22 protein-coding genes are annotated in these 21,149 nt (G+C 69.0%); 11 read left to right on the top strand and 11 right to left on the bottom strand.

Features of this window, described 5'->3' with window-relative positions; all coding sequences use genetic code 11:
* Positions 1-32: 32 nt before the first annotated feature.
* The 3 genes from OG734_RS14290 to OG734_RS14280 are packed head-to-tail and all read left to right on the top strand — an operon-like array spanning position 33 to position 3,418.
* Positions 33-1,031: a carbohydrate ABC transporter permease gene (locus OG734_RS14290; RefSeq protein WP_330287874.1), complete on the top strand. Its 999-nt coding sequence runs from the start codon at positions 33-35 to the stop codon at positions 1,029-1,031.
* Positions 1,032-1,045: 14 nt separating this feature from the next.
* The gene (locus tag OG734_RS14285) at positions 1,046-1,915 is read left to right on the top strand and encodes a carbohydrate ABC transporter permease (RefSeq protein ID WP_330287873.1); all 870 of its coding nucleotides are present in this window, start codon (positions 1,046-1,048) and stop codon (positions 1,913-1,915) included.
* 9 nt (positions 1,916-1,924) lie between these two features.
* Positions 1,925-3,418, top strand: a complete 1,494-nt coding sequence (locus OG734_RS14280; protein WP_330287872.1) for a glycoside hydrolase family 3 protein — start codon at positions 1,925-1,927, stop codon at positions 3,416-3,418.
* 153 nt (positions 3,419-3,571) lie between these two features.
* On the opposite strand, the gene nagB is transcribed toward OG734_RS14280, so the two are convergent.
* Together nagB and OG734_RS14270 are read right to left on the bottom strand one after the other, a co-directional pair.
* The gene (gene nagB / locus OG734_RS14275) at positions 3,572-4,357 is read right to left on the bottom strand and encodes a glucosamine-6-phosphate deaminase (RefSeq protein WP_330287871.1); all 786 of its coding nucleotides are present in this window, start codon (positions 4,355-4,357) and stop codon (positions 3,572-3,574) included.
* A gap of 161 nt (positions 4,358-4,518) precedes the next feature.
* Entirely contained in the window at positions 4,519-5,271 is a 753-nt protein-coding gene (locus tag OG734_RS14270; RefSeq protein ID WP_330287870.1) for an SDR family oxidoreductase, read from the bottom strand.
* A 97-nt stretch (positions 5,272-5,368) separates the two neighbouring features.
* Between OG734_RS14270 and OG734_RS14265 the strand changes: the two genes are divergently transcribed.
* Positions 5,369-6,010, top strand: a complete 642-nt coding sequence (locus tag OG734_RS14265) for a TetR/AcrR family transcriptional regulator (protein WP_330287869.1) — start codon at positions 5,369-5,371, stop codon at positions 6,008-6,010.
* Positions 6,011-6,454: 444 nt separating this feature from the next.
* Positions 6,455-7,921 (top strand): sensor histidine kinase, encoded by a 1,467-nt coding sequence (locus tag OG734_RS14260; protein ID WP_330293654.1) that lies wholly within the window; start codon positions 6,455-6,457, stop codon positions 7,919-7,921.
* Between the two features lie 183 nt (positions 7,922-8,104).
* On the opposite strand, the gene OG734_RS14255 is transcribed toward OG734_RS14260, so the two are convergent.
* Together OG734_RS14255 and OG734_RS14250 are read right to left on the bottom strand one after the other, a co-directional pair.
* The gene (locus OG734_RS14255) at positions 8,105-8,362 is read right to left on the bottom strand and encodes a WhiB family transcriptional regulator (RefSeq protein ID WP_006380970.1); all 258 of its coding nucleotides are present in this window, start codon (positions 8,360-8,362) and stop codon (positions 8,105-8,107) included.
* Positions 8,363-8,681: 319 nt separating this feature from the next.
* Complete coding sequence (locus OG734_RS14250) at positions 8,682-9,650, bottom strand: diacylglycerol/lipid kinase family protein (RefSeq protein ID WP_330287868.1); 969 nt, start codon at positions 9,648-9,650, stop codon at positions 8,682-8,684.
* Between the two features lie 103 nt (positions 9,651-9,753).
* On the opposite strand from OG734_RS14250, the gene OG734_RS14245 reads away from it, so the two are divergent.
* A complete protein-coding gene (locus tag OG734_RS14245) occupies positions 9,754-10,200 on the top strand; it encodes a hypothetical protein (protein WP_330287867.1) in 447 nt (148 codons plus the stop codon).
* Positions 10,201-10,210: 10 nt separating this feature from the next.
* On the opposite strand, the gene OG734_RS14240 is transcribed toward OG734_RS14245, so the two are convergent.
* The 3 genes from OG734_RS14240 to OG734_RS14230 form a co-directional block, all read right to left on the bottom strand.
* Positions 10,211-11,329 carry an RNA polymerase sigma factor SigF gene (locus tag OG734_RS14240; protein WP_330287866.1) on the bottom strand — a complete coding sequence of 373 codons (1,119 nt, stop codon included), beginning with the start codon at positions 11,327-11,329 and terminating at the stop codon, positions 10,211-10,213.
* The gene (locus tag OG734_RS14235) at positions 11,326-11,739 is read right to left on the bottom strand and encodes an anti-sigma regulatory factor (protein ID WP_053744517.1); all 414 of its coding nucleotides are present in this window, start codon (positions 11,737-11,739) and stop codon (positions 11,326-11,328) included. The genes OG734_RS14240 and OG734_RS14235 overlap by 4 nt, the downstream gene beginning before the upstream one ends.
* A gap of 336 nt (positions 11,740-12,075) precedes the next feature.
* Complete coding sequence (locus OG734_RS14230; RefSeq protein ID WP_330287865.1) at positions 12,076-12,336, bottom strand: UBP-type zinc finger domain-containing protein; 261 nt, start codon at positions 12,334-12,336, stop codon at positions 12,076-12,078.
* Between the two features lie 95 nt (positions 12,337-12,431).
* On the opposite strand from OG734_RS14230, the gene OG734_RS14225 reads away from it, so the two are divergent.
* Positions 12,432-14,027, top strand: coding sequence for a Na+/H+ antiporter (locus tag OG734_RS14225; protein ID WP_330287864.1), 1,596 nt, complete (start codon positions 12,432-12,434; stop codon positions 14,025-14,027).
* A 20-nt stretch (positions 14,028-14,047) separates the two neighbouring features.
* Here the strand turns inward: OG734_RS14225 and OG734_RS14220 are convergent, their stop codons facing one another.
* From OG734_RS14220 to OG734_RS14210, 3 genes are all read right to left on the bottom strand, one after another.
* Positions 14,048-14,917: a 1-aminocyclopropane-1-carboxylate deaminase/D-cysteine desulfhydrase gene (locus OG734_RS14220; RefSeq protein ID WP_330287863.1), complete on the bottom strand. Its 870-nt coding sequence runs from the start codon at positions 14,915-14,917 to the stop codon at positions 14,048-14,050.
* Between the two features lie 183 nt (positions 14,918-15,100).
* Positions 15,101-15,691 (bottom strand): N-acetylmuramoyl-L-alanine amidase, encoded by a 591-nt coding sequence (locus OG734_RS14215; RefSeq protein WP_330287862.1) that lies wholly within the window; start codon positions 15,689-15,691, stop codon positions 15,101-15,103.
* Positions 15,692-15,837: 146 nt separating this feature from the next.
* Positions 15,838-16,071 carry a hypothetical protein gene (locus OG734_RS14210; protein WP_044473334.1) on the bottom strand — a complete coding sequence of 78 codons (234 nt, stop codon included), beginning with the start codon at positions 16,069-16,071 and terminating at the stop codon, positions 15,838-15,840.
* A 268-nt stretch (positions 16,072-16,339) separates the two neighbouring features.
* Here OG734_RS14210 and OG734_RS14205 point away from each other — a divergent pair, with 268 nt between their 5' ends.
* The 3 genes from OG734_RS14205 to OG734_RS14195 all read left to right on the top strand — a co-directional run bounded on the left by OG734_RS14205 (position 16,340) and on the right by OG734_RS14195 (position 19,758).
* On the top strand, positions 16,340-17,746 hold the full coding sequence (locus tag OG734_RS14205) for a family 2B encapsulin nanocompartment shell protein (RefSeq protein WP_330287861.1): 1,407 nt from the start codon (positions 16,340-16,342) through the stop codon (positions 17,744-17,746).
* A 125-nt stretch (positions 17,747-17,871) separates the two neighbouring features.
* A complete protein-coding gene (locus OG734_RS14200) occupies positions 17,872-18,981 on the top strand; it encodes a family 2 encapsulin nanocompartment cargo protein polyprenyl transferase (RefSeq protein ID WP_443064858.1) in 1,110 nt (369 codons plus the stop codon).
* A gap of 174 nt (positions 18,982-19,155) precedes the next feature.
* Entirely contained in the window at positions 19,156-19,758 is a 603-nt protein-coding gene (locus OG734_RS14195) for a GNAT family N-acetyltransferase (RefSeq protein WP_330287859.1), read from the top strand.
* Here OG734_RS14195 and OG734_RS14190 read toward each other — a convergent pair.
* Complete coding sequence (locus tag OG734_RS14190; RefSeq protein WP_330287858.1) at positions 19,749-20,372, bottom strand: TetR/AcrR family transcriptional regulator; 624 nt, start codon at positions 20,370-20,372, stop codon at positions 19,749-19,751. The genes OG734_RS14195 and OG734_RS14190 overlap by 10 nt on opposite strands.
* 117 nt (positions 20,373-20,489) lie before the next feature.
* Here OG734_RS14190 and OG734_RS14185 point away from each other — a divergent pair, with 117 nt between their 5' ends.
* Positions 20,490-21,074 (top strand): dihydrofolate reductase family protein, encoded by a 585-nt coding sequence (locus tag OG734_RS14185; RefSeq protein ID WP_330287857.1) that lies wholly within the window; start codon positions 20,490-20,492, stop codon positions 21,072-21,074.
* Positions 21,075-21,149: the final 75 nt, after the last annotated feature.

Here is a 21,149-nt window from a genome sequence, read left to right as displayed (position 1 = left end):
TACGACCTGAGGGACCGCTGAGGAGCGCGCGGATGAGTGCCGCTGATACGACCACACCTGCCAAGCTGCCGCCGTCGACACGGCACGCGCCGCCGTCACCGCCGCCCGGCACGGGCACACCACCCAGAAGACGGACGCCGAAGGGTGCCGCCGCGATTCCGTGGGCCCTGCTGGCCCCCTGTCTCCTGATCCTCGCCCTCGTCCTCGGCTATCCGCTCGTCCGTCTGGTCACCCTGTCCTTCCAGAAGTTCGGGCAGTCCCAGCTGTGGGGCTTCCAGCCGGCCGAGTCGGTGGGCTTCGACAACTTCAGCAACGTGCTCGGCGACGGCGAGTTCTGGGACGTCGTCGTCCGCACCATCGTCTTCGCCGTCGGGTGCGTGGTCTTCACGATGGTCGGCGGCATGCTGATCGCACTGCTGCTCCAGCGGGTGAGCGGCTGGATGAAGACGCTCATCAACATTGTCCTGGTCGCCAGTTGGGGCATGCCGATCATCGTGGCGACCACCGTCTTCAAGTGGCTGTTCGACTCCGACTACGGGATCGTCAACGCCCTGCTGAGCAAGCTGCCGGGCGTCGAGCTGATCGGCCACAACTGGTTCGCGAGCGGACCACAGGGCCTGGCTGTGATCATGCTGCTCGTCGTCTGGGGCGCGGTGCCGTTCGTGGTCATCACCCTCGGCGCGGGGCTGACCCAGGTCCCGAAGGAACTGGAGGAGGCGGCCCGGCTGGACGGCGCGGGCGCCTGGGGCGTCTTCCGTTACGTCACCCTCCCCATCCTCAAGCCGATCATCGTGATGCTCACGACCCTGTCGGTCATCTGGGACATGGGGGTGTTCCCCCAGGTGTTCGTCATGCGGAACGGCCACCCGGAGGCCGAGTTCCAGCTCCTGACCACCTACTCCTACGACCGCGCCTTCGCCGTCAACGACTACGCCCAGGGCTCGGCGATCGCCCTGCTCACCGTGGTGCTGCTGCTCGGCGTCGTGGCCGTCTACATGCGCCAGATGCTGAAGATCGGGGACGTTGAATGACCAGCATGACCAGCATGACCAGCACCACCGGCATGAGAGCGGTAGCCCCCTACGTACCCCGCAAGCCCCGCAAATCGAAGGCCGGCTGGAACCTGCTGGGCCTGCTCGTCTTCCTGACGGCCGGCTTCCCCGTGTACTGGATGCTGAACACGGCGTTCAAACCGGCGAAGGACGCGATCGACCCCGACCCGAGCCTGCTGCCGACGGGCTTCACCCTCGCCAACTTCCGCCGCGCGCTGAACATCGCCGACTTCTGGGGCCCGGTCGGCCGCAGCCTCATCGTGTCCCTGACGGTGGTGGTGATCGGCATCGTCGTGGGCATGCTGGCGGCCCTGGCCATCTCGCGGTTCGCTTTCCGCGGCCGGAAAATCGTCATCGTCGGCATTTTGGCCGTGCAGATGGTCCCCCTGGTCGCGATGATCATCCCCGTGTTCCTGCTCCTCAACGACCTCGACCAGTACGACCGGCTGACCGGCCTGATCATCACCTACCTCACCTTCATCCTTCCGTTCACGGTGTGGACCCTGCGCGGCTTCATCGTCAACATCCCGAAGGAACTCGAGGAGGCGGCGATGGTCGACGGCTGCTCCCGCACCTCCGCGTTCCTCCGCGTCGTCTTCCCCCTGCTGGCCCCCGGCCTGGTCGCCACCTCGGTCTACGGCTTCATCCAGGCCTGGAACGAGTACCTCTACGCCCTGATGCTGATGAGCCAGAAGAACCAGACCGCCACCGTCTGGCTCGGCAACTTCACCACCAAGCACGGCACCGAGTACGCCCCGATGATGGCCGGTTCCACGATGATGGCCGTGCCGATCGTCGTCCTCTTCCTCCTCGTCCAGCGCAAGATGGCCGCGGGCCTGACCGCGGGCGCCGTGAAGGGATAACCCCACCCGATGACGACACTCGCCCGCCGCCCGGACACGTTGACCCGCGACGCGCTCACGGTCCTCCAGCCCGGCTTCACCGGCACCACGGCCCCCGACTGGCTGCTGCGCCGCCTCGGCGAAGGCCTCGCCTCCGTGGGCCTGTTCGGCCGCAACATCACGTCTCCCACCCAACTGGCCGCCCTCACCGCCCAGTTGCGCGCCGAACGCGACGACGTCCTGGTCGCGATCGACGAGGAGGGCGGCGACGTCACCCGCCTGGAGGTCCGCACCGGCTCCTCCTTCCCCGGCAACCACGCCCTGGGCGCGATCGACGACGTCCAGCTGACGCGGGAGGTGGCGCACGAACTCGGCCACCGCCTCCGTGCCTGCGGGGTCAACCTCAACTGGGCCCCGTCGGCGGACGTCAACTCCAACCCCGCCAACCCCGTCATCGGCGTCCGCTCCTTCGGCGCGGACCCGGAGCTGGTCGCCCGGCACACCGCCGCCTATGTCACCGGTCTCCAGACGGCGGGCGTCGCCGCCTGCACGAAGCACTTCCCGGGCCACGGAGACACGTCGGTCGACTCCCACCACGCCCTCCCACGGATCGACGCGAGCCGTTCAGTGGTCCTCGACCGCGAGCTGTCCCCGTTCCGCGCCGCTTTCGCCGCCGGCACCAAGGCGGTGATGAGCGCCCACATCCTGATCCCCTCCCTGGACCCCGACCGCCCGGCCACCCTCTCCCACCCGGTCCTCACCGACCTCCTCCGCGGCGAACTCGGCTTCACCGGCCTGATCGTCACCGACGGGATGGAGATGCAGGCCATCGCGGGCACTTATGGCATCGAACGCGGCAGCGTCCTCGCCATCGCCGCCGGCGCCGACGCCATCTGCGTAGGCGGCGGCCTCGCGGACGACGAGACGGTACGCCGCCTGCGCGACGCCCTGATCAAGGCCGTCCGTACCGGCGATCTCCCGGAGGCCCGCTTGGCGGACGCGGCGGAACGCGTCAGGACCCTGGCGCACTGGACGTCGACCCCACCACAGGAGCCCTCTGCCACGAGGTCCACGGACGTCGGCCTCCTCGCCGCCCGCCGCGCCGTGGAGGTGACGCGCCGGGCGGACTCCGCCCCGTTCGACCCCCTCCGCGAGCCTCCGTACGTGGCCGCCTTCACCCCCGTGGCGAACTTCGCCGTCGGCAACGAGACCCCGTGGGGTGTGGCCGCCGAGCTGCTACGCCTCCTGCCCGGCACCCGCACCGGCACCTTCACCGGCGACGGGGCGGCCCAGGCGGCCCTGGCGGAGGCGGGCCCGAGCCGCATCGTGGCCGTGGTCCGCGACGAACACCGCCACCCCTGGATGTCCGCCGCGCTGGACACCCTCCTCGACGCCCGCCCCGACACGATCGTCGTCGAGATGGGCGTCCCCCAGGCCCCCCGCCGGGGCACCCTCCACCTGGCAACCCACGGCGCGGCCCGAGTCTGCGGACGCGCGGCGGCAGAGATCATCGCGGGGACCTAGCAGCCCGTACGACCACGAAGGCGCCGGCCCCCTTGAAAGGGGACCGGCGCCTTCCTTTAGGGGCGCGGGGCTGTGACATCTGCGGCTCCGCCGCGCGGGCGCGACAAGCCACGGACAGCCCGCACTCACCAGAAAACAGAACCCGGAAGACGCTTAGATCCCTTGCCACTCAGGCTTATTGACAAAAGTGTGCCGAAAGTAATCCGCAAGCTTCAGCTTGGAAGCCGCCCCCTCATCGACAACCACCGTCGCATGCGGATGCAACTGCAGCGCCGAGGCAGGACACACCGCGGCGACAGGCCCCTCCACAGTCGCCGCCACCGCATCAGCCTTACCCTCACCCGTCGCCAACAGCACCAGATGCCGCGCCTCAAGAATCGTCGCGATGCCCTGCGTGATGACGTGATGCGGCACCTGCCCGATGTCACCGTCGAAGAACCGCGCGTTGTCGATCCGCGTCTGCTCGGTCAACGTCTTGATCCGGGTCCGCGAGGCGAGCGACGAGCACGGCTCGTTGAATCCGATGTGTCCGTCGGTCCCGATCCCCAATAGCTGGAGATCGACCCCGCCGGCCTCGGCCAGCGCCCTGTCGTAGGCCTCGCACGCACCCCGCACGTCCTCGGCGGTCCCGTCGGGCCCCATGAAGGCGTCCATCCCGATCCCGAGCGGCTCCAGCACCTCGCGCCGCAGCACCGAACGGTACGACTCCGGATGCTCGGCCGGCAGGCCCACGTACTCGTCGAGCTGGGCTATTCGCGCCCGGGACACGTCCGCGGCACCGGAACTCACCTGGGCCGCGAGGGCCTGGTAGATGGGCAGCGGGGTCGAGCCGGTGGCCACGCCGAGCAGGGCGGTCGGCTTGTGCCGGAGCAGCTGTGCCATGGCCCCGGCGATGAGCTCGCCACCCGCCTTGGCGTCCGGAACGATGACAACTTCCACGCTGGGCCTGCCGATCTGGAGAGAGAACTCAAGAGAACGCGGGCGAACTCAGGAGCCGACGCAAGTCTCGATTAGAGGTCTCGGCCGAGACCTGGAGGGGGCTACGAAGGAAACATGTGGTTTAGACCAATCTAACAGAACTGGGTCCTGCGGCCCAGGTTCTACGTCAGTGAACCTCCCGTGGCATCCACCCAGCTTCCGGTCGTCCATCGCCCACCGTCCGACGCGAGGAACGCGACTATGTCGGCCACGTCCGCCGGCGCTCCCACCCGCCCCAGCGCCGACAGGGCCGCCGCCTCTTCCCGTGCGTCCTCGCTCGCCCGCAGCATCTCGGCCGTGCCGTCCGTTTCGATGATTCCCGGGGCGACCGAGTTCACCGTGATTCCCCTGGCGCCCAGAAGCTTGGACAGGTCCCGGCTGAGAATGTCCAGCGCGCCCTTGGTCATGGAGTACGCCGTGAGGCCCGGCATCGCCGCGGTGCGGGCGAGGCCCGACGAGATGTTGATGACCCGCCCGCCGTCCCGCAGCCGGTCGAGGCCGTACTTGGTGATGAAGTACGACGCCTTCACGTTCACCGCGAAGACCCTGTCGTACTCCGCCTCGTCGATCGCCTCGATCGACGTCGACACACCGATCCCTGCGTTGTTGACCAGGATGTCCACCCCGTCCGCCTGCTGATCGAACGCCTTCCACACCGCCTCGGCGTCCCCCGGCCGCCCCAGTTCGACCCCGATGGTGAACGCCGAACCGCCTGCCGCCTCGATCGAGGCGACCGTCTCCTTCGCGGCCGCCTCGTTCCGGCCGTAGTGCACCGCGACCCGTGCCCCGTCCCGCCCCAGCCGCTCGGCGATTCCCCTCCCGATCCCCCTGCTCGCACCCGTGACCAGTGCTGTCCTGCCCGTGAGTACACCCATGACTGACGCCCTCTCGTATTTCCATAGCGATCGCTACAGAAAAAACTGTACAACAGCCCGCCGACATTTCTCTAGTGCCCGCTATAGAATTCACTCCATGGTGAACGAGCAGCCCCCTGCCAGGGCGCATTCCGCATCCGTGCCCGCGTCCAAGCCGCGAGGCAGGCCCCGCTCCTTCGATCGCGAAACCGCGCTGGAGCAGGCGGTCCTCGCTTTCTGGGAGCGCGGGTACGAGGCGACCTCCGTCTCCGACCTCACCCGCGTCATGGGCATCGGTGCCCCGAGCCTGTACGCGGCGTTCGGCGACAAGCAGTCCCTCTTTGCCGAGGTCGTGCAGGTGTACGGGGTGACGCACGGTGCCTTCGGTGACCGCGCCCTCGCCGAGGAGCCCACCGCCAGGGCCGCGATCGGGCGGATGCTCAGGGAAGCCGCAGCCGAGTACACGGACCCCGGCCACCCCCACGGCTGCCTGGTGATCCACGCGGCCACCAACTGCACGACGCCCGAGGTCGAGGCCTCCTTGCGCGATCGGCGCAAAGCGGCCATCGCCGCCTTCGGGAGCCGTATAGAAGCGGATGTCGCGGCGGGCGAGCTGCCTGCCGGAACCGACGCGGGTGTGCTCGCCCGGTATGTGGGGGCGGTCCTCCAGGGAATGTCGCAGCAAGCGCGCGACGGTGCGAGCCGGGAGGAACTGGAGGCGCTCGCGGAAATTGCCATGGCGATCTGGCCCCGCACATGAACCAACAGGGCTAGGCTGCATGGTGGATGCTGGGACGTCCGAGTAGTTCCAACGGGCGGCCCGGAGACATCCGAACCGCTCGCGAAGCCACAGCAACAAACACTCTTCAACGCATGGACACGACTTGTGGTCTAGTCCACAATGCGTAGAGAAACGCACGATCGATCAGCTGTATGTATGACCAGAGCCTCCGTCTTCCCCGCACAGGAAGACGGATCGAGGAACCGGGGCTCTCTGCCCTGACTGCGCCGGCTCCTCATCCATCGGCCGCCCGGGACCGCACACCCCACGGCCGTTGCTGCTCCGGGCTGCGGTGCCGGGAGGGCTGAGGGTCCCTCTCAGGCGCCGCGGCCCGCGGGTGTCTCCGGGCCAGTTCGAGACCTCCCGCCCGCCACGGTTTCCGGCTATGTCCGAACCGGCGGGTACGCTCGCCACGTGCCCTCCATGAACGAACTCGTACGCCAGCACACCGCGCTCAGTGACTCCGACCTGGAGTGGCTGCACCTGCTGGTGTCGGAGTGGCAACTGCTCTCCGACCTCTCCTTCGCCGACCTCGTCCTGTGGGTTCCCACGCACGACGGCACCCGCTATGTCTCGGTCGCCCAGATGCGGCCCAACACCGGCCCGACCTCGTACCAGGACGACATGGTCGGCCACCTCGTCCCCCGTGGCCGCCGCCCCCTGCTGGACGCCGCCCTGGACGAGGGCCGGATCGTGCGCGAGGGCGACCCGGAATGGCGCGAAGAGGTCCCTGTCCGCGTCGAGTCGATCCCCGTGCGCCGGGAAGGGCGCGTCCTCGGGGTCATCGCCCGCAACACCAATCTCCTCACCGTCCGGACTCCGAGCCGCCTTGAGCTGACGTATCTCCAGAGCGCCTCCGACCTGGCCCAGATGATCGCCGCCGGATCGTTCCCCTTCTCGAACCAGGTGGTCGACATGGACGCCTCGCCGCGTGTCGGCGACGGACTGATCCGGCTCGACGCCGACGGCATCGTCCAGTACGCCTCGCCCAACGCACTGTCCGCGTACCACCGCCTCGGCCTCGCCTCCGACCTCGTCGGCCATCACCTGGGCGTGACCACGGCCGAACTCGCTCCGTCCCGGGGGCCGGTGGACGAGGCGCTCTCCAAGGTCGCCAGCGGCTGGGCGCCGCGCGAGTTCGAGATCGAGTCCGCCGACGGGGTCATTCAGTTCCGTGCCATTCCCCTCAAGCCCAAGGGGACGCGCATCGGTTCGCTCGTCCTGCTCCGGGACGTCACCGAACTGCGCCGCCGCGAGCGCGAGTTGATCACCAAGGACGCGACCATCCGGGAGATCCACCACCGCGTCAAGAACAACCTCCAGACGGTGGCCGCCCTTCTGCGCCTGCAGGCCCGGCGCATCGACTCGGAGCGCGGGCGCGAGGCCCTGGAGGAGGCCGTACGGCGGGTGGGGTCCATCGCGATCGTGCACGAGACGCTCTCCCAGAACCTGGACGAACGCGTGGAGTTCGACGAGATCGCCGACCGCGTACTCGCGATGGTCTCCGAGATCTCGCCGGGCACGGTCACCGGGCGGCGCACCGGGCGCTTCGGCATTCTGGACGCGGAGGTCGCGACTCCGCTCTCCATGGTGCTGACCGAGATCCTGCAGAACGCCCTGGAACACGGCTTCGGACCGGGCGACACCGGCTCGGTCGAGGTCTCGGCGGTCCGCGGCGGCACGACCAAGGAGTCCCGCCTCCTCGTCACCGTTCAGGATGACGGCGTGGGTCTCCCCGAGGGCTTCGACCCGCACCGCTCGGGCAACCTCGGCCTGCAGATCGTACGGACGCTGGTGGAGGGGGAGTTGGGCGGCACGTTCGACATGGTGCCGGCGCCCGAGCGCGGTACGCAGGTGATTCTCGACATCCCGGTGCGCGCCAACAAGTAGCCCGCGCACGGAGATGAGCCCAGGCAAAGCGATGAGCCCCGGACCATGGAACGGTCCGGGGCTCATGTGCTTGTTCGCGCTGTTGCTATGCGCATCGGGGGAACTGCGCGCTGCGGCTCGGGGGCGGGAGATGCGTACTCGCTGTACGCGCCGCCAAGCTCAGGCTGTTAGCGGGGTGGGTTGTCAGGCGGTTGCCTGGCGGGCCCGGTTGCGGGCGGCGCGACGCTTCATGGCACGGCGCTCGTCCTCGCTGAGACCACCCCAGACGCCGGAGTCCTGGCCGGACTCAAGCGCCCACTGCAAGCACTGCTCCATAACGGGGCAGCGGCGGCAGACGGCCTTGGCTTCCTCGATCTGCAGCAGCGCAGGACCGGTGTTGCCGATGGGGAAGAAGAGTTCCGGGTCTTCCTCGCGGCAAACGGCGTTGTGACGCCAGTCCATGGCTGCTACCTCTCCTTGGTATTACATGCACGTTGCTTGTGAATGTGAACGCTTTCACGAATCCCTCAACAAGTGAAGGGCCGATCATCAGACGGACTGATGTGGTCCTGTGAAGTGAGGAGGGGTTCTGGCTCTCTGTGGTGGCCGGTGTTGCGGGCCGTCCCGAGCGCCACGTAGAGACTCGCAAACCTCAGCGGCGGATACAACCCCTACCGGAAAGTTTTTTTTGATTCCTCGGTGTCGGCTCAGTCACAGCCGTACTTCCATGGGGTGGACCCTGGCCTAAACGTTCGAGTGGAAGGACTTTAGCCCGTTCCGCTCACACAATCACACGCAGTGCACGGCGTACGCCTGTGAACGTCACGCTCGTTCGCAGTCCAAGGTGGTCGCCGTCCATCTGGAGGGGCAGAGGGACCTTCGAATGCAAGGTGAAGTCCGTCAGGTCATGCAGGGACGTGGCATGCCTGCCATGGGGTCCCCGCTCGGGGGACGAAGTGAGCAACTGCATGCCATACCGGGCAACAGCGCTCGTCGACATGCGACTGAGACCGAGTACGTCGAGCCCGGTATCGAACGAAGCCTTAGGCGACGCGTACACCGGACGATTACCCAGATACGTCCAGGGGGACGTGTTGCAGACTATGGACAGCACCAGATCCGTCACCGGGTCGACGCCCGGCTGTTCCAGGGTGATCGTGCCGTGCCGGCGATTGGCCTCACCCAGGAACTGGCGCACGACCTGCCGCAGGTAAAGGGAATGTGTGGATTTACGGCCGCGCTCCCGCTGCTGTTCCACCCGGCCGATCACACCGGCGTCGAATCCCAGACCGGCGCAGAACGTGAACCAGCGCTCCGGCACGGACTCGTCCTCGGTGCCCGGTGTGCCCCTCGCGACACCGAGGCCCACTGTGCGCTCGCGGTTCTCGCGCAGGGCGTCCAGGAGGGCGCCGGTGGCCTCCACGGCGTCGTTGGGCAGACCGAGGGCGCGGGCGAAGACGTTCGTGGAGCCGCCGGGGACCACGGCGAGGCCGGGCAGCCGGTCCGGATCCGGCCCGTTGTGCAGGAGGCCGTTCACGACCTCGTTGACCGTCCCGTCTCCGCCGAGGGCGACGACCAGGTCTATGTCCTTGCTGTCCGCCGCCTGCCGGCCGAGGTCACGCGCGTGGCCCCGGTACTCGGTGGTGACCGCCTCGAGTTTCATCTCGCTAGCGAGAGCATGGGTCAGCACATCGCGCGTACGTGCGCTTGTGGTGGTAGCCGCCGGATTGACCACGAGAAGTGCACGCATGCGAAGCAGGGTACCTACTGGGTGGTACCCGGCCCAGGGCAGGTCAGAGATCAGTAAGAAACGCGGGGTCCAGCGCCGGAGTGCCCCCGGCTACCCTTCAGGGGTGAGCGCTGAGCAGACCCCCGCCCCGGAAACTCTCGAACCGACGGGGCCGCGGCCCCTGCGGCTGACCGCGGCTGCCGTGCTCGCCGCTCTGGAGGGGCTCGCCCTGGTGGTCGGCGGGGCCTTCATCCTCGTACTGGGGCTGACCGGCGATCCGGACGACCGGCAGCAGGCTGTCACCGGTGGCGTCACGCTGATCGTGCTCGCGCTCCTGCCGCTGCTCGCCGCGCGCGGGTTGCTGGGGCGGCGGAGTTGGAGCCGGGGGCCCGCCGTCATCACCCAGATCATGGCGCTGCCCGTCGCCTACGACCTGCTCCAGGCCGACAGCATGGCCATTCCGGGCGGGATCGTGCTGGGTGTCGTGGCGGTCACCGCGCTGGTGCTGCTGGTGAACCAGGAGGCGACCCGGGCCCTCGGGATCCGGGGGCCCGGCAACGCACCGGAGTAGACCCGAAGGGTTACTCCTCCACCAGAAGCTTCTCCCGCAGCTGGGCCAGGGTCCTGGCCAGCAGCCGGGAGACGTGCATCTGGGAGATGCCGACCTCCTGCGCGATCTGCGACTGCGTCATGTTGCCGAAGAAACGCAGCAGCAGGATGCGCTTCTCGCGGGGCGGGAGATCCTCGAGGAGCGGCTTGAGCGACTCGCGGTACTCGACGCCCTCCAGGGCCTCGTCGTACGAGCCCAGTGTGTCCGCGACCGCCGGGGACTCGTCGTCCGTGTCGGGGACGTCCAGGGACAGCGTGGAGTAGGCGTTGGCCGACTCCAGGCCCTCCAGGACCTCCTCCTCCGAGATGCCCAGCTTCTCGGCCAGCTCGTGGACCGTGGGGGAGCGGCCGTGCCGCTGCGAGAGCTCCGCCGTCGCCGTGGTGAGCGAGAGGCGCAGCTCCTGGAGCCTGCGCGGGACGCGGACCGCCCAGCCCTTGTCACGGAAGTGCCGCTTGATCTCGCCGACGACCGTCGGGGTCGCGTACGTCGAGAACTCGACGCCGCGGTCCGGGTCGAAACGGTCGACCGACTTGATCAGGCCGATGGTCGCGACCTGGGTCAGGTCGTCCAACGGCTCCCCGCGGTTGCGGAAGCGGCGCGCGAGGTGCTCCACCAGCGGAAGGTGCATACGGACCAACCGGTTGCGCAGCTCCGCGTACTCGGCGCTGCCGTCCGGCAGCGCGCGCAGCTCGTAGAACAGGGCGCGTGCTCCGCTGCGGTCCGTCGGGGAGTGGTGCGTGACCTGCACCGTCTGTTGTGCGCCCTGCGCGTCGTCTCGTTCGTGCTCGCTCATCGTCCCGCCCGTCGACCCTCCCCGAGTCCGCGCACTGGCGCGCACAAGGGAGACCTCACTTGGCCCTTCCAGGGGCGCACTCTGCACGGCACCTTTCCGATCCAGCTGCCCGTCGTCCACGAAGCCGGCCTCCGAGGGGTCGTCCTCCGGGTGCGGCCGGGCCTGCTCGGGGATGCCGGAGATCCCGGCGGTGGCGTCCGCCGTGTCCCGCGGCCCGTCCGGGCCGCCGCTGCCCGCCGCGGGCAGCTCCCGTGTGCCGCGTTCTTCGTCCCGCACCGGCCCGTCCCCGTTCCTCACGCCGGCCCGGGTCCCGCGCCGCGCTTCTTGTAGAGACTGATCGACACGGTCTTGTCCTCGGCGACGGTCGAGTCGACCTGGCCCGCGAGGGCCGACAGAACGGTCCAGGCGAAGGTGTCGCGCGCGGGGGCGTGACCGTCCGTGGTCGGGGCGGAGACCGTGACCTCCAGGGAGTCGTCGATCAGCCGGAACACACAGCTGAGTACGGAGCCGGGCACGGCCTGCTGAAGCAGGATCGCGCAGGCTTCGTCCACTGCGATGCGCAGGTCCTCGATCTCGTCGAGGGTGAAGTCCAAACGGGCCGCGAGACCGGCCGTGGCCGTACGCAACACCGACAGGTAGGCACCCGCGGCCGGCAGCCGGACTTCGACGAAGTCCTGGGTCGCGGGCTCGCCTGCGAACTGGGACACCCTCACCTCCAAGGTGGTACAAGCTCTTTCGGGGGCCGAGGGTCGCCCCCCGGGGGTAACGCGTACGTGGTTCAGCGGTGACGCTACCGCGCTCTCGACTTTCCTGTCCCCGAGACCCCAGCCCCTTGCTGTCACTCATAGTAAACCTATGGATACGCACAGTGGCTAGGGGTCTGCGGGCCCAATTGGGAAGAGCGCGCGCCGGGTTGACGTACCCAGACGTCAGACGGTCGAACCGTCCGGATCCAGGGTCACACGAGTACGCCCTCGGTCACCAATGCCCCTGCTCACGCGGGTGCGGGGCCGGGTGCGCGGCAATGTACGGTTTCCGCGCGGTCATACGAGAACGTGGTCGACGAAGCACCAGCGCCAGCTTTCGCCGGGTTCGAAGGTCCGCATCACCGGATGCCCGGTCTTCTGGTGGTGCTCTGTCGCGTGGCGCATCGGCGAGGTGTCGCAGCAGCCGACGTGGCCGCAGTCCAGACACAGGCGCAGCTGCACCGGGTGGGTACCGGCCGCCAGGCACTCCGGACAGGTCTCGCTCTTGGGCTCGGGTTCAGGGAGCGGCAGCGCGTCGGCATGCGTGCACTGTTTCATGATTGCCAGGTTACGACGGCTGTGCGCAAAGCCGCGCGGAAAGCCGGAGTGCGTGAAGTACCAGGGTGGGTGGAAACGAGAGTGGGCCGAAACCGATGCATGTGATGCCACTGCTCCTGCTGGTCGCGGGGAGCGCCGCCATTGCCGCCGGGGCCCGCCGCACCCCTGTCCCGCCCCCGCTGCTGCTGGTCGCGGCCGGCCTGGTGTTCGCGTACGTCCCTGGGGTGCCCGACTACGCCCTCGACCCGCATGTCGTCCTGCCGCTGATGCTGCCCCCGCTGCTGTACACGGCGGCCGTCGACAGCTCGTACCTCGATCTGCGCGCGCAACTGCGGCCCGTGGCGCTGCTGTCGGTGGGGTACGTACTCTTCGCGACGCTCGTCGTCGGCTGGGCCGCCTATCTGATCGTGCCCGGGTTGCCGCTGACCGCCGCGCTGGTGCTCGGCGCGGTCGTGGCACCGCCGGACGCCGTCGCGGCCACGGCGATCGCCCGCCGGGTCGGGCTGCCGTCGCGGGTCACCACCATCCTCCAGGGCGAGTCCCTGGTGAACGACGCCACCGCGATCACCGCGTACCGCGTAGCCCTCGCGGCGGCCGTGGGAGAGGGCGCGACCTGGGCGGGCGGGATCGGCGAGTTCCTGCTCGCGGCAGTCGGCGGTATCGGGATCGGCCTGATCCTGATGATGCCGATCCACTGGCTGCGCACACACCTGAGGGAAGCGCTGTTGCAGAACACGCTGTCCCTGTTGATCCCGTTCGCGGCGTACGCGGTCGCCGAAGCGGTGCACGCCTCCGGGGTCCTCGCGGTGGTGGTCGTGGCGCTTTATCTGGGCCATCGCGCGTGGCAGGTCGATTTCGCGACCCGTCTCCAGGAGGAGGCGGTCTGGAAAATGGTTGCCTTCGTTCTCGAATCGGCTGTCTTCGCCCTGATCGGGCTGCAGCTGCCGGTCGTCCTGGAAGGACTTGGGGACTACGAGGGTGTCGATGCCGCCTGGTACGCGATCGCCGTCTTCCTCGTGGTCGTCGTCACCAGGTTCGCGTGGGTGTACCCCGGGACGTTCGTGCCCCGGCTGCTGTCGGCGCGGATCAGGGAACGGGAGCCGAACCCGACCTGGAAGGGCGCGTTCGTCATCTCCTGGGCCGGGATGCGGGGGGTCGTCTCGCTGGCCATCGCCTTCTCGATCCCGCTCACGGTCGAGGGCGGCGAGGCGTTCCCGGAACGGAACCTGGTCCTTTTCCTGACCTTCACGACGGTCATCGGCACGCTGGTCCTCCAGGGCCTGACACTGCCCCCGCTGATCCGGCTGCTGAAGCTGCCCGGGCGGGACGCGCAGGCCGAGACGCTTGCGGAGGCGAACGCCCAGGCGCAGGCGTCCAGGGCGGCACAACGGCGCCTCCAGGGCCTGCTGGAGGACGAACGCAACGCACTGCCGCCTCCACTGGCCGATCGGCTGCGCTCGGTGCTGGAACGCCGTCAGAACGCCGTCTGGGAGCGTCTGGGCTCGGTCAACCCCGTTACCGGTGAAACGGTGGACGACGCGTACCGGCGGCTGTCGCGGGAGATGATCAGCACGGAACGCGAGGTGTTCGTGCGGCTGCGGGACGGGCGCCACATCGACGACGAGATGCTGCGGACGCTGCTGCGGCGGCTGGACCTGGAGGAGGCGGCGGCGTTCCGGGAGACGGAGTAGGGGGAGGCGGCTCCGGTCGTCTACGGGAACGGGCGGCCCGTGATCACCGCCGCGACGGTGGTCCCGTTCGCGAATGCGCCTGTCTCCGCCAGGGCGACAAGTCCGTACAGCATCTTGGCGACATAGAGACGTTCCACGGGTACGTCGTGACGGGCCTCGAAGTCGTCGGCGAAGGTGTGCAGTTCGGGGGGCGTACGGGCGTAGCCGCCGAAGTGGAAACGGTGGTCGAGGGTCCAGGAGCCGCGAGGCCCGCCGAAGGTGAGGTCCTGGAGGGCCCGTATCTCCGCGTCCAGGAAGCCCCCTTTGAGGACCGGGATGCCGAGGGCGCGCTGCTCGGGGGCGAGGCCGGCGGCCAGACCGGCGAGGGTGCCGCCGGTGCCGCAGGCGACCGCGACGACATCGGCGTGGCCGCGCAGCTCCTCACCGAGGGCTCGACAGCCGCGTACGGCGAGGGGGTTGCTGCCGCCTTCCGGGACGACGTATGCGTCCTTGGCGCCCGCCTCCAGGCGGACGGCGGCGAGGGTGTCGGGATCGGCTTTGCGCCGGTACGTCGATCTGTCGACGAAGTGCAGACGCATCCCGTTCGCCGCGCAGTGGGCGAGGGAGGGGTTGAGGGGGCGGTCCGCGAGTTCCTGACCGCGGACCACGCCGAACGTGGGCAGGCCCAGGAGGCGGCCGGCGGTGGCTGTGGCGCGCAGGTGGTTGGAGTAGGCGCCGCCGAACGTGAGGATCGGACGCCCGGCGGCGGCTTCCAGGTTGGGGACCAGCTTGCGCCACTTGTTGCCGATCAGGTCCGGGTGAACCAGGTCGTCGCGCTTGAGGAGCAGACGGAGGCCGTGGCGGGTGAAGCGGGGGTCTCTGAGTTCCTGGAGGGGCGTGGGAAGGGGCACGGGCCCATTGTTAGCCTCGGCCGGCACCTCCCGCCTCGGCCGGCACCCTTCCAGCACCGGCCCGCGCCTTCAGCCCGTCCGGCGTTTGAGGACAAGGCCCGTTCAGGGCCGTAGCGGGGGGTCTGGGGGCGCAGCCCCCAGGAACGGGATGGGACGGGTAGGGGCGGCGGGGGCGAGAAACCCCTACTTCAACCGATCCCGCACCCTCTCCCGCAGCCACTGCATGCTGAACCCCCGGGGATCAATCTTGCCGGGCTGCCATTCGCGGTGGCCGATGACCGACCGTTCCGTCCACCCGTGGTGGCGGCACAGCGCCGCGGCGACCTTCTCGATGGCGTCGAGCTGGGCCTGCGGCCAGGGATCCTCGCCGTCGCCGAGGTTCTCGCACTCGAAGCCGTAGAAATGACGGTTGCCGTCGGTGTTGGCTTCGTTGTCCGGCGGGAGGGCCTTCTCCACGATCACCGCACGCAGTACGTCGTCGTCGCCCAGGCCCGCGTGGTTGGCCCTGCCGTAGCCGACGAGGTGGACGCAGCCGTCCTTGGTGATGACGCCGTGGCACAGGGGGCCCGGCAACTCGGCGTAGCCCTCGCGGCAGAGTTCCACCGTGCGCTCGCTGCCCTTGGTCACCGTGTGATGGATCATCACGCCGTGGACCGGGCCCCAGGGGCCCTTGTGATTGCGGTTGTGGTGGGCCCAGTCGCCGACCTCGACGACGGTGACGCCTTCCTCCCTGAGCTGGTCCAGGAAGCCGGCAGCGGACATGGGTGGGGCCATGACCGTCTCCTTCGCGCTGCGCGACGGCCACCGGTCGTGACCGCCTCGTATCGCAGCTTGTACCGGAATCCAACGGTCAGGGGCGAATTGTTCGTACGGCGTGCGAGCCGATCCGGTCAGTGACGCCCCTATGGCGTCACCGGCCGTCACTGGCGCAGGAACGCGTCCCCGTTCACCGCGATGTGGCTCTCCAGGGCCTGCAGGGCCCGCTGCGTCGCGTCGGGGGAACCGCTGCCGCGCCGCTCCGCGTAGTACGCCGCACCCACCTTCTTGAGCAGGTCGCTGCCCGCCCGCTGGGCCTGTACCTCGTCGAGCTTCTGCTTGCCCTGCGTCAGGCCGCGCTGTGCCTGTTCCTTGGCGCGGTCCAGGAAGCCTGCCATCGGTGTCTCCTGTTCGTCGTCCGTCAATGGCTCAAACGCCCGGCCCGATCTTGAAGTTCCCCCGCGAGGCAATTCTCGTTCGCTCGGTCGAACGAGCTGACGAAGAACTCCTATGTGCCCACTTCGGAGATGATCCATTCCCGCTCATTCGTGTAATAGCACTGGCACGTTCGGTAAGGAAGGCTGGTGCGTGCAGGCGTCCGATGCGGGCGGACCCGATGGGAATCAACGCATCGACGCGTTACGTGTTTATGGGAGGCAGTTCTTTATGTCGGTAGGCGAAGAGATCCGCACTGAGCAGGACAAGCCGCAGCAGAGTCTTGGCACGTCGGCCGCGCGGAACCTGGCCACCACCACCAAGTCCGTACCCCAGATGCAGGAGATCAGCTCGCGCTGGCTGCTGCGGATGCTCCCCTGGGTGAACGTGCAGGGTGGTGCATACCGTGTGAACCGGCGGCTCACCTATTCCGTGGGAGACGGCCGTCTGACGTTCGTGAAGACCGGCGACCGTGTGGAAGTGGTCCCCGCTGAGCTGTCCGAGTTGCCGGCGCTGCGGTCCTACGAGGACGAGGAGGTGTTCGCCGAGCTCGCCCGGCGCTGCCAGCAGCGGGAGTTCGCACCCGGCTCGGAGATCGCCTCGTTCGGCAGCACGAACGACGAGGTGTTCCTGCTCGCCCACGGCAAGGTCGAGAAGATCGGCACGGGTCCGTACGGGGACGACGCCGAACTCGGCATGCTGGCCGACGGTGCGTACTTCGGCGATCAGGCGCTGCTCGACCCCGATGCCCTGTGGGAGTACACGGCCCGCGCGGTCACCGCGTGCACCGTGCTGACCCTCTCCCGTTCGCACTTCGAGCAGGTCGCCGAGCGTGCCGACTCGCTGCGCGAGCACCTCCAGGCGCTGAGCGCGATCCCGGAGCAGCACGCCAACAGGTACGGCGAGAAGGAGATCGACCTCGCGGCCGGCCACAGCGGCGAGCCCGACATCCCGCGCACGTTCGTCGACTACGAGGCCAGGCCCCGTGAGTACGAACTGAGCATCGCCCAGACCGTGCTGCGCATCCACTCCCGCGTGGCCGACCTCTACAACCAGCCGATGAACCAGACCGAGCAGCAGCTCCGTCTCACGGTCGAGGCACTGAAGGAGCGCCAGGAGCACGAACTCATCAACAACCGGGAGTTCGGGCTGCTCAGCAACTGCGAGTACGACCAGCGGCTCCAGCCGCACGACGGCGTACCCAGCCCCGACGACCTGGACGAACTGCTCAGCAGGCGGCGCGGGACCAAGTTCCTGCTCGCCCATCCGCGCGCGATCTCCGCGATCGGCCGTGAGCTGAACAAGCGCGGGCTCGTCCCCGAGACGATCGACATGAGCGGCAACCGCATCCCCACCTGGCGCGGTGTCCCGATCTTCCCGTGCAACAAGATCCCGGTCACCGAGGCCCGTACGACCTCGATCATCGCCATGCGTACCGGCGAGGCCGAGCAAGGGGTCATCGGGCTCCAGCAGGCCGGTATCCCGGACGAGATCGAGCCCAGCCTGTCCGTGCGGTTCATGGGCATCAACGAACAGGCGGTCATCAACTACCTGGTGACGGCCTACTACTCGGCGGCCGTCCTGGTGCCGGACGCCCTCGGCGTGCTGGAGAACGTCGAGATCGGTCGCTGGCGATGACCCGGGCCCACGGCCCGGCCGAGACCATCGAGACTCTGGATCCGGAGAGGCGGAACCCCATCGGCAGTCCGGCTCAGAGCCCTTCGGAGAGATCCCCGGAGTCTGTGGCAGGGGAGTGGCCGACCGTGGGTACAAGGCGCGCAGGCCAGGCCCCTTCCCCCGTACATGTACGGGGGAAGGGGGAGGAGCGGGTGGCGTCCGGCGGGTCGGACGGGCAGGACGCCGCCCTCATCCTGGAGCAGGCCCGGACAGTGGTCGATCCCGAGTTGCGTGGGGCGATCGAGTCCCTGCCCGGGGCCATGCGCCGCGTCGCGCTCTACCACTTCGGGTGGGAGCACGCCGACGGCAGCCCGGCGGCGGGCAACGCGGGCAAGGCGATCCGCCCCGCGCTGGTGCTGACCGCGGCCGCGGCACTCGGCGGCAGGCGGGAGGCCGCCGTACGGGCGGCCGCCGCGGTGGAACTGGTCCACAACTTCACCCTGCTGCACGACGACGTCATGGACCGGGACACCACCCGCAGACACCGGCCCACCGCGTGGACCGTGTTCGGCGACGCCGACGCGATCCTCGCGGGGGACGCTTTGCAGGCCCTGGCGCTGCGGCTGCTCGCCGAGGACCCGCACCCGGCGTCCGCCACCGCAGCGGCCCGGCTCGCCTCCTGCGTCGTCGAGCTGTGCGAGGGGCAGCACGCGGACACGGCCATGGAGAAACGGGGCACCGACGAGGTCACCCTCGACGAGTGCCTCGCCATGGCCGAGGCGAAGACGGGCGCGCTGCTCGGTTGCGCCTGTGCCCTCGGGGCGCTGTACGCGGGTGGATCGGCCGCGGACGTCGAGGCGATGGACGCGTTCGGCCGGGAGGCCGGGCTCGCCTTTCAGCTCATCGACGACGTGATCGGGATATGGGGGGACCCGAGCCGCACCGGCAAACCGGCCGGGGCGGATCTGGTCGCCCGTAAGAAGTCCCTGCCCGTGGTCGCCGCACTGGCCTCCGGCACTCCGGCGGCCGCAGAACTGGCCGAGTTGTACGGAGTTCCGTACGACGAGGGGCAGGAAGGGGCGCTGGAGCGGACGGTGCTCGCTGTCGAGCGGGCGGGTGGCAGGGACTGGGCGCAGCTCCAGGCGGCCGACCGGATGGCCCGCGCGATACACGAACTGTCCCGCGCGGTCCCCGACCCGGAGGCGGCGGGCGGCCTCCTGTCGCTGGCCGAGTTCGTGACCCGCCGCACCACCTGAGCCCCGGAGCCACCCGTGGCGGGGCGTACGGCCCTGACTCCGTACGCCCCGCGGCGGCGCTCCGGTCGACGGGTCCCGCACATCCCCACGGTGTGCGGGACCCGTCACATCTCGCACACCCGTTAGGCTCAACCGCCGAACGATCAGCGGCGGTTGAGACAAAAGGGGCGCGGCATGGGCGTGGCGATACGTACGGCGGGCGAGGGTGACCGGGAACTGGTCGTCCGGTTGCTGGACCGGGCGTTCCAGGACGATCCGGTGAGCGGCTGGGTCTTCCCGGACCCCGCGCACCGCCGCGCGACGCATCCCAAACTGATGGCCGCCTTCCTCGACATCGTGCTCGCCGAGGGGCGCGTCGACCTCACCGAGGACGGCACGGCATGCGCCCTGTGGCTGTCCGTCCCCGCCGACGCCCACCCGGAGAACGCGGAACAGGGCGACGATGCCGCCCAGTTGCGCGAGGCAGTCGATCCCGACAACGAGCGCGTCGAACTGATCGGGCAACTCACGGCCGGGATACACCCCTCCGGGCGCGCCCACGAGTACCTGTGGATGATCGCCGTCGCACCGGACAACCAGGGCCGGGGCCTGGGCACAGCTCTCGTTCAGCACGTCCTCGACCGCTGCGACCGCGAGGGAGTGGCCGCCTATCTGGAGGCGAGCTGCGCGCGCAGCCTCAAGCTGTACGAGCGGCTCGGTTTCGACCTCCTCGGCCGTCCCCTCGACCTCCCGGACGGCCCCCAGATGTGGCCCATGTGGCGCGAGCCTCAGGCCTGATCCCCGCTCACTGTCCCCGATGCGTCCGTCTGCGGTACGACCGTCGCCACGATCCGTTCCACCAGCCCCTCGGGGACGGTGACCCCCGGCAGCACGCCGTCCAGTACGCCCGGCAGTGTCAGGTGTTCCAGGAGCAGCCCGAGCATCGCGAGATAGAGCACCATGACGGTCTCGTCGCCGCCGGGCAGCCCGGCCGCGCGATGGAACTCCATGCCTTCTTCCAGGCCACCGCGGACCGATCTGGTGTACGAGGCGCGCAGTTCGGGGCGCCGGGTGGCTTCGAGGCGCATCTCCAGGAGGGCGAGGTACCCCGTGCGGTCGCGGGCGGCCCGGCCCATCAGGTCGTGCATGAAGGCCACGACGAGTGAACGGTCCCTGGGCAGTTCCAGCAGCCCGGCCAGCACCTCGGGGTCGGGCGCGAGCCGCTCGTGCAGCCGGGCGTCGATCTGCCGCAGCAGGTCGTCGCGCCCGGTGAAGTAGTTCGAGACGGTACCCACAGGTACGCCGGCCTCCGCGTCCACCGCCCGGAAGGTCAGCCCGCGCGCCCCCTCACGCGCCAGCACCTCGACCCCGGCGTCGACGAGACCCGCCCTGCGCTCCGGATTCCTGACCACCCGAACCTCCTTCCCGGTTTCCGAACTGTTCGATAAACCGCTTGTAACCACTACAAGTGAAGCACTATAAATGAAGTGGTCCAAGCGTCACACGACACCCTGCGGAAAGAGAACAGCTTGCGAAAGCTCACCTACTTCATCGCCTGCTCGATCGACGGCTTCATCGGGGACGAGAGCGGCGACGCCGCCTTCATGTACCCGTTCGTCGACGAGGCGTTCCTGGAGTTCCTGAAGACCGAGTACCCCGAGACCATCTCGACCGGAGGCCGCCGCGCCCTCGGCCTCGACGACCTGCCCAACCGCCGTTTCGACACGGTCGTCCAGGGCCGGGCCAGCTACGAGGTGGCCCTGAAGGAGGGCGTCACCAGCCCGTACGCCCACCTGCGCGAGTACGTCGCCTCGCGCACCCTGGGGGAGTCACCCGACCCGCACGTCGAGATCATCGCCGCCGACCCGGTCGCCAGGGTCCGCGAACTCAAGGCGGAGAACGGCGGGTTGGGCATCTACCTGTGCGGTGGATCGTGGATCGCAGGTGAACTGATCGACGAGATCGACGAGCTCGTCATCAAGACGTACCCGATCGTCCTCGGCGCCGGCATGCCGATGTTCGGGGCCGGCTTCGACGTCTCGGAGTTCGCTCTCGACGAGGTGCGCCCGTTCAAGAACGGGGTGCTCGTGCGGACGTACAGCAGAAAACGCTGAACCGGCAGAAAACGCTGAACCGGCGGAATGCGCCGAACCGGCGGGGAGCGCCCCCGCCGCTCCCGCAATACCCTG

The sequence above is a fragment of the Streptomyces sp. NBC_00576 genome (genome assembly GCF_036345175.1).
Classification (GTDB): domain Bacteria; phylum Actinomycetota; class Actinomycetes; order Streptomycetales; family Streptomycetaceae; genus Streptomyces.
Note: the sequence above shows the minus strand (reverse complement) of the source record. Positions and strands in the feature narration are given on the sequence as shown.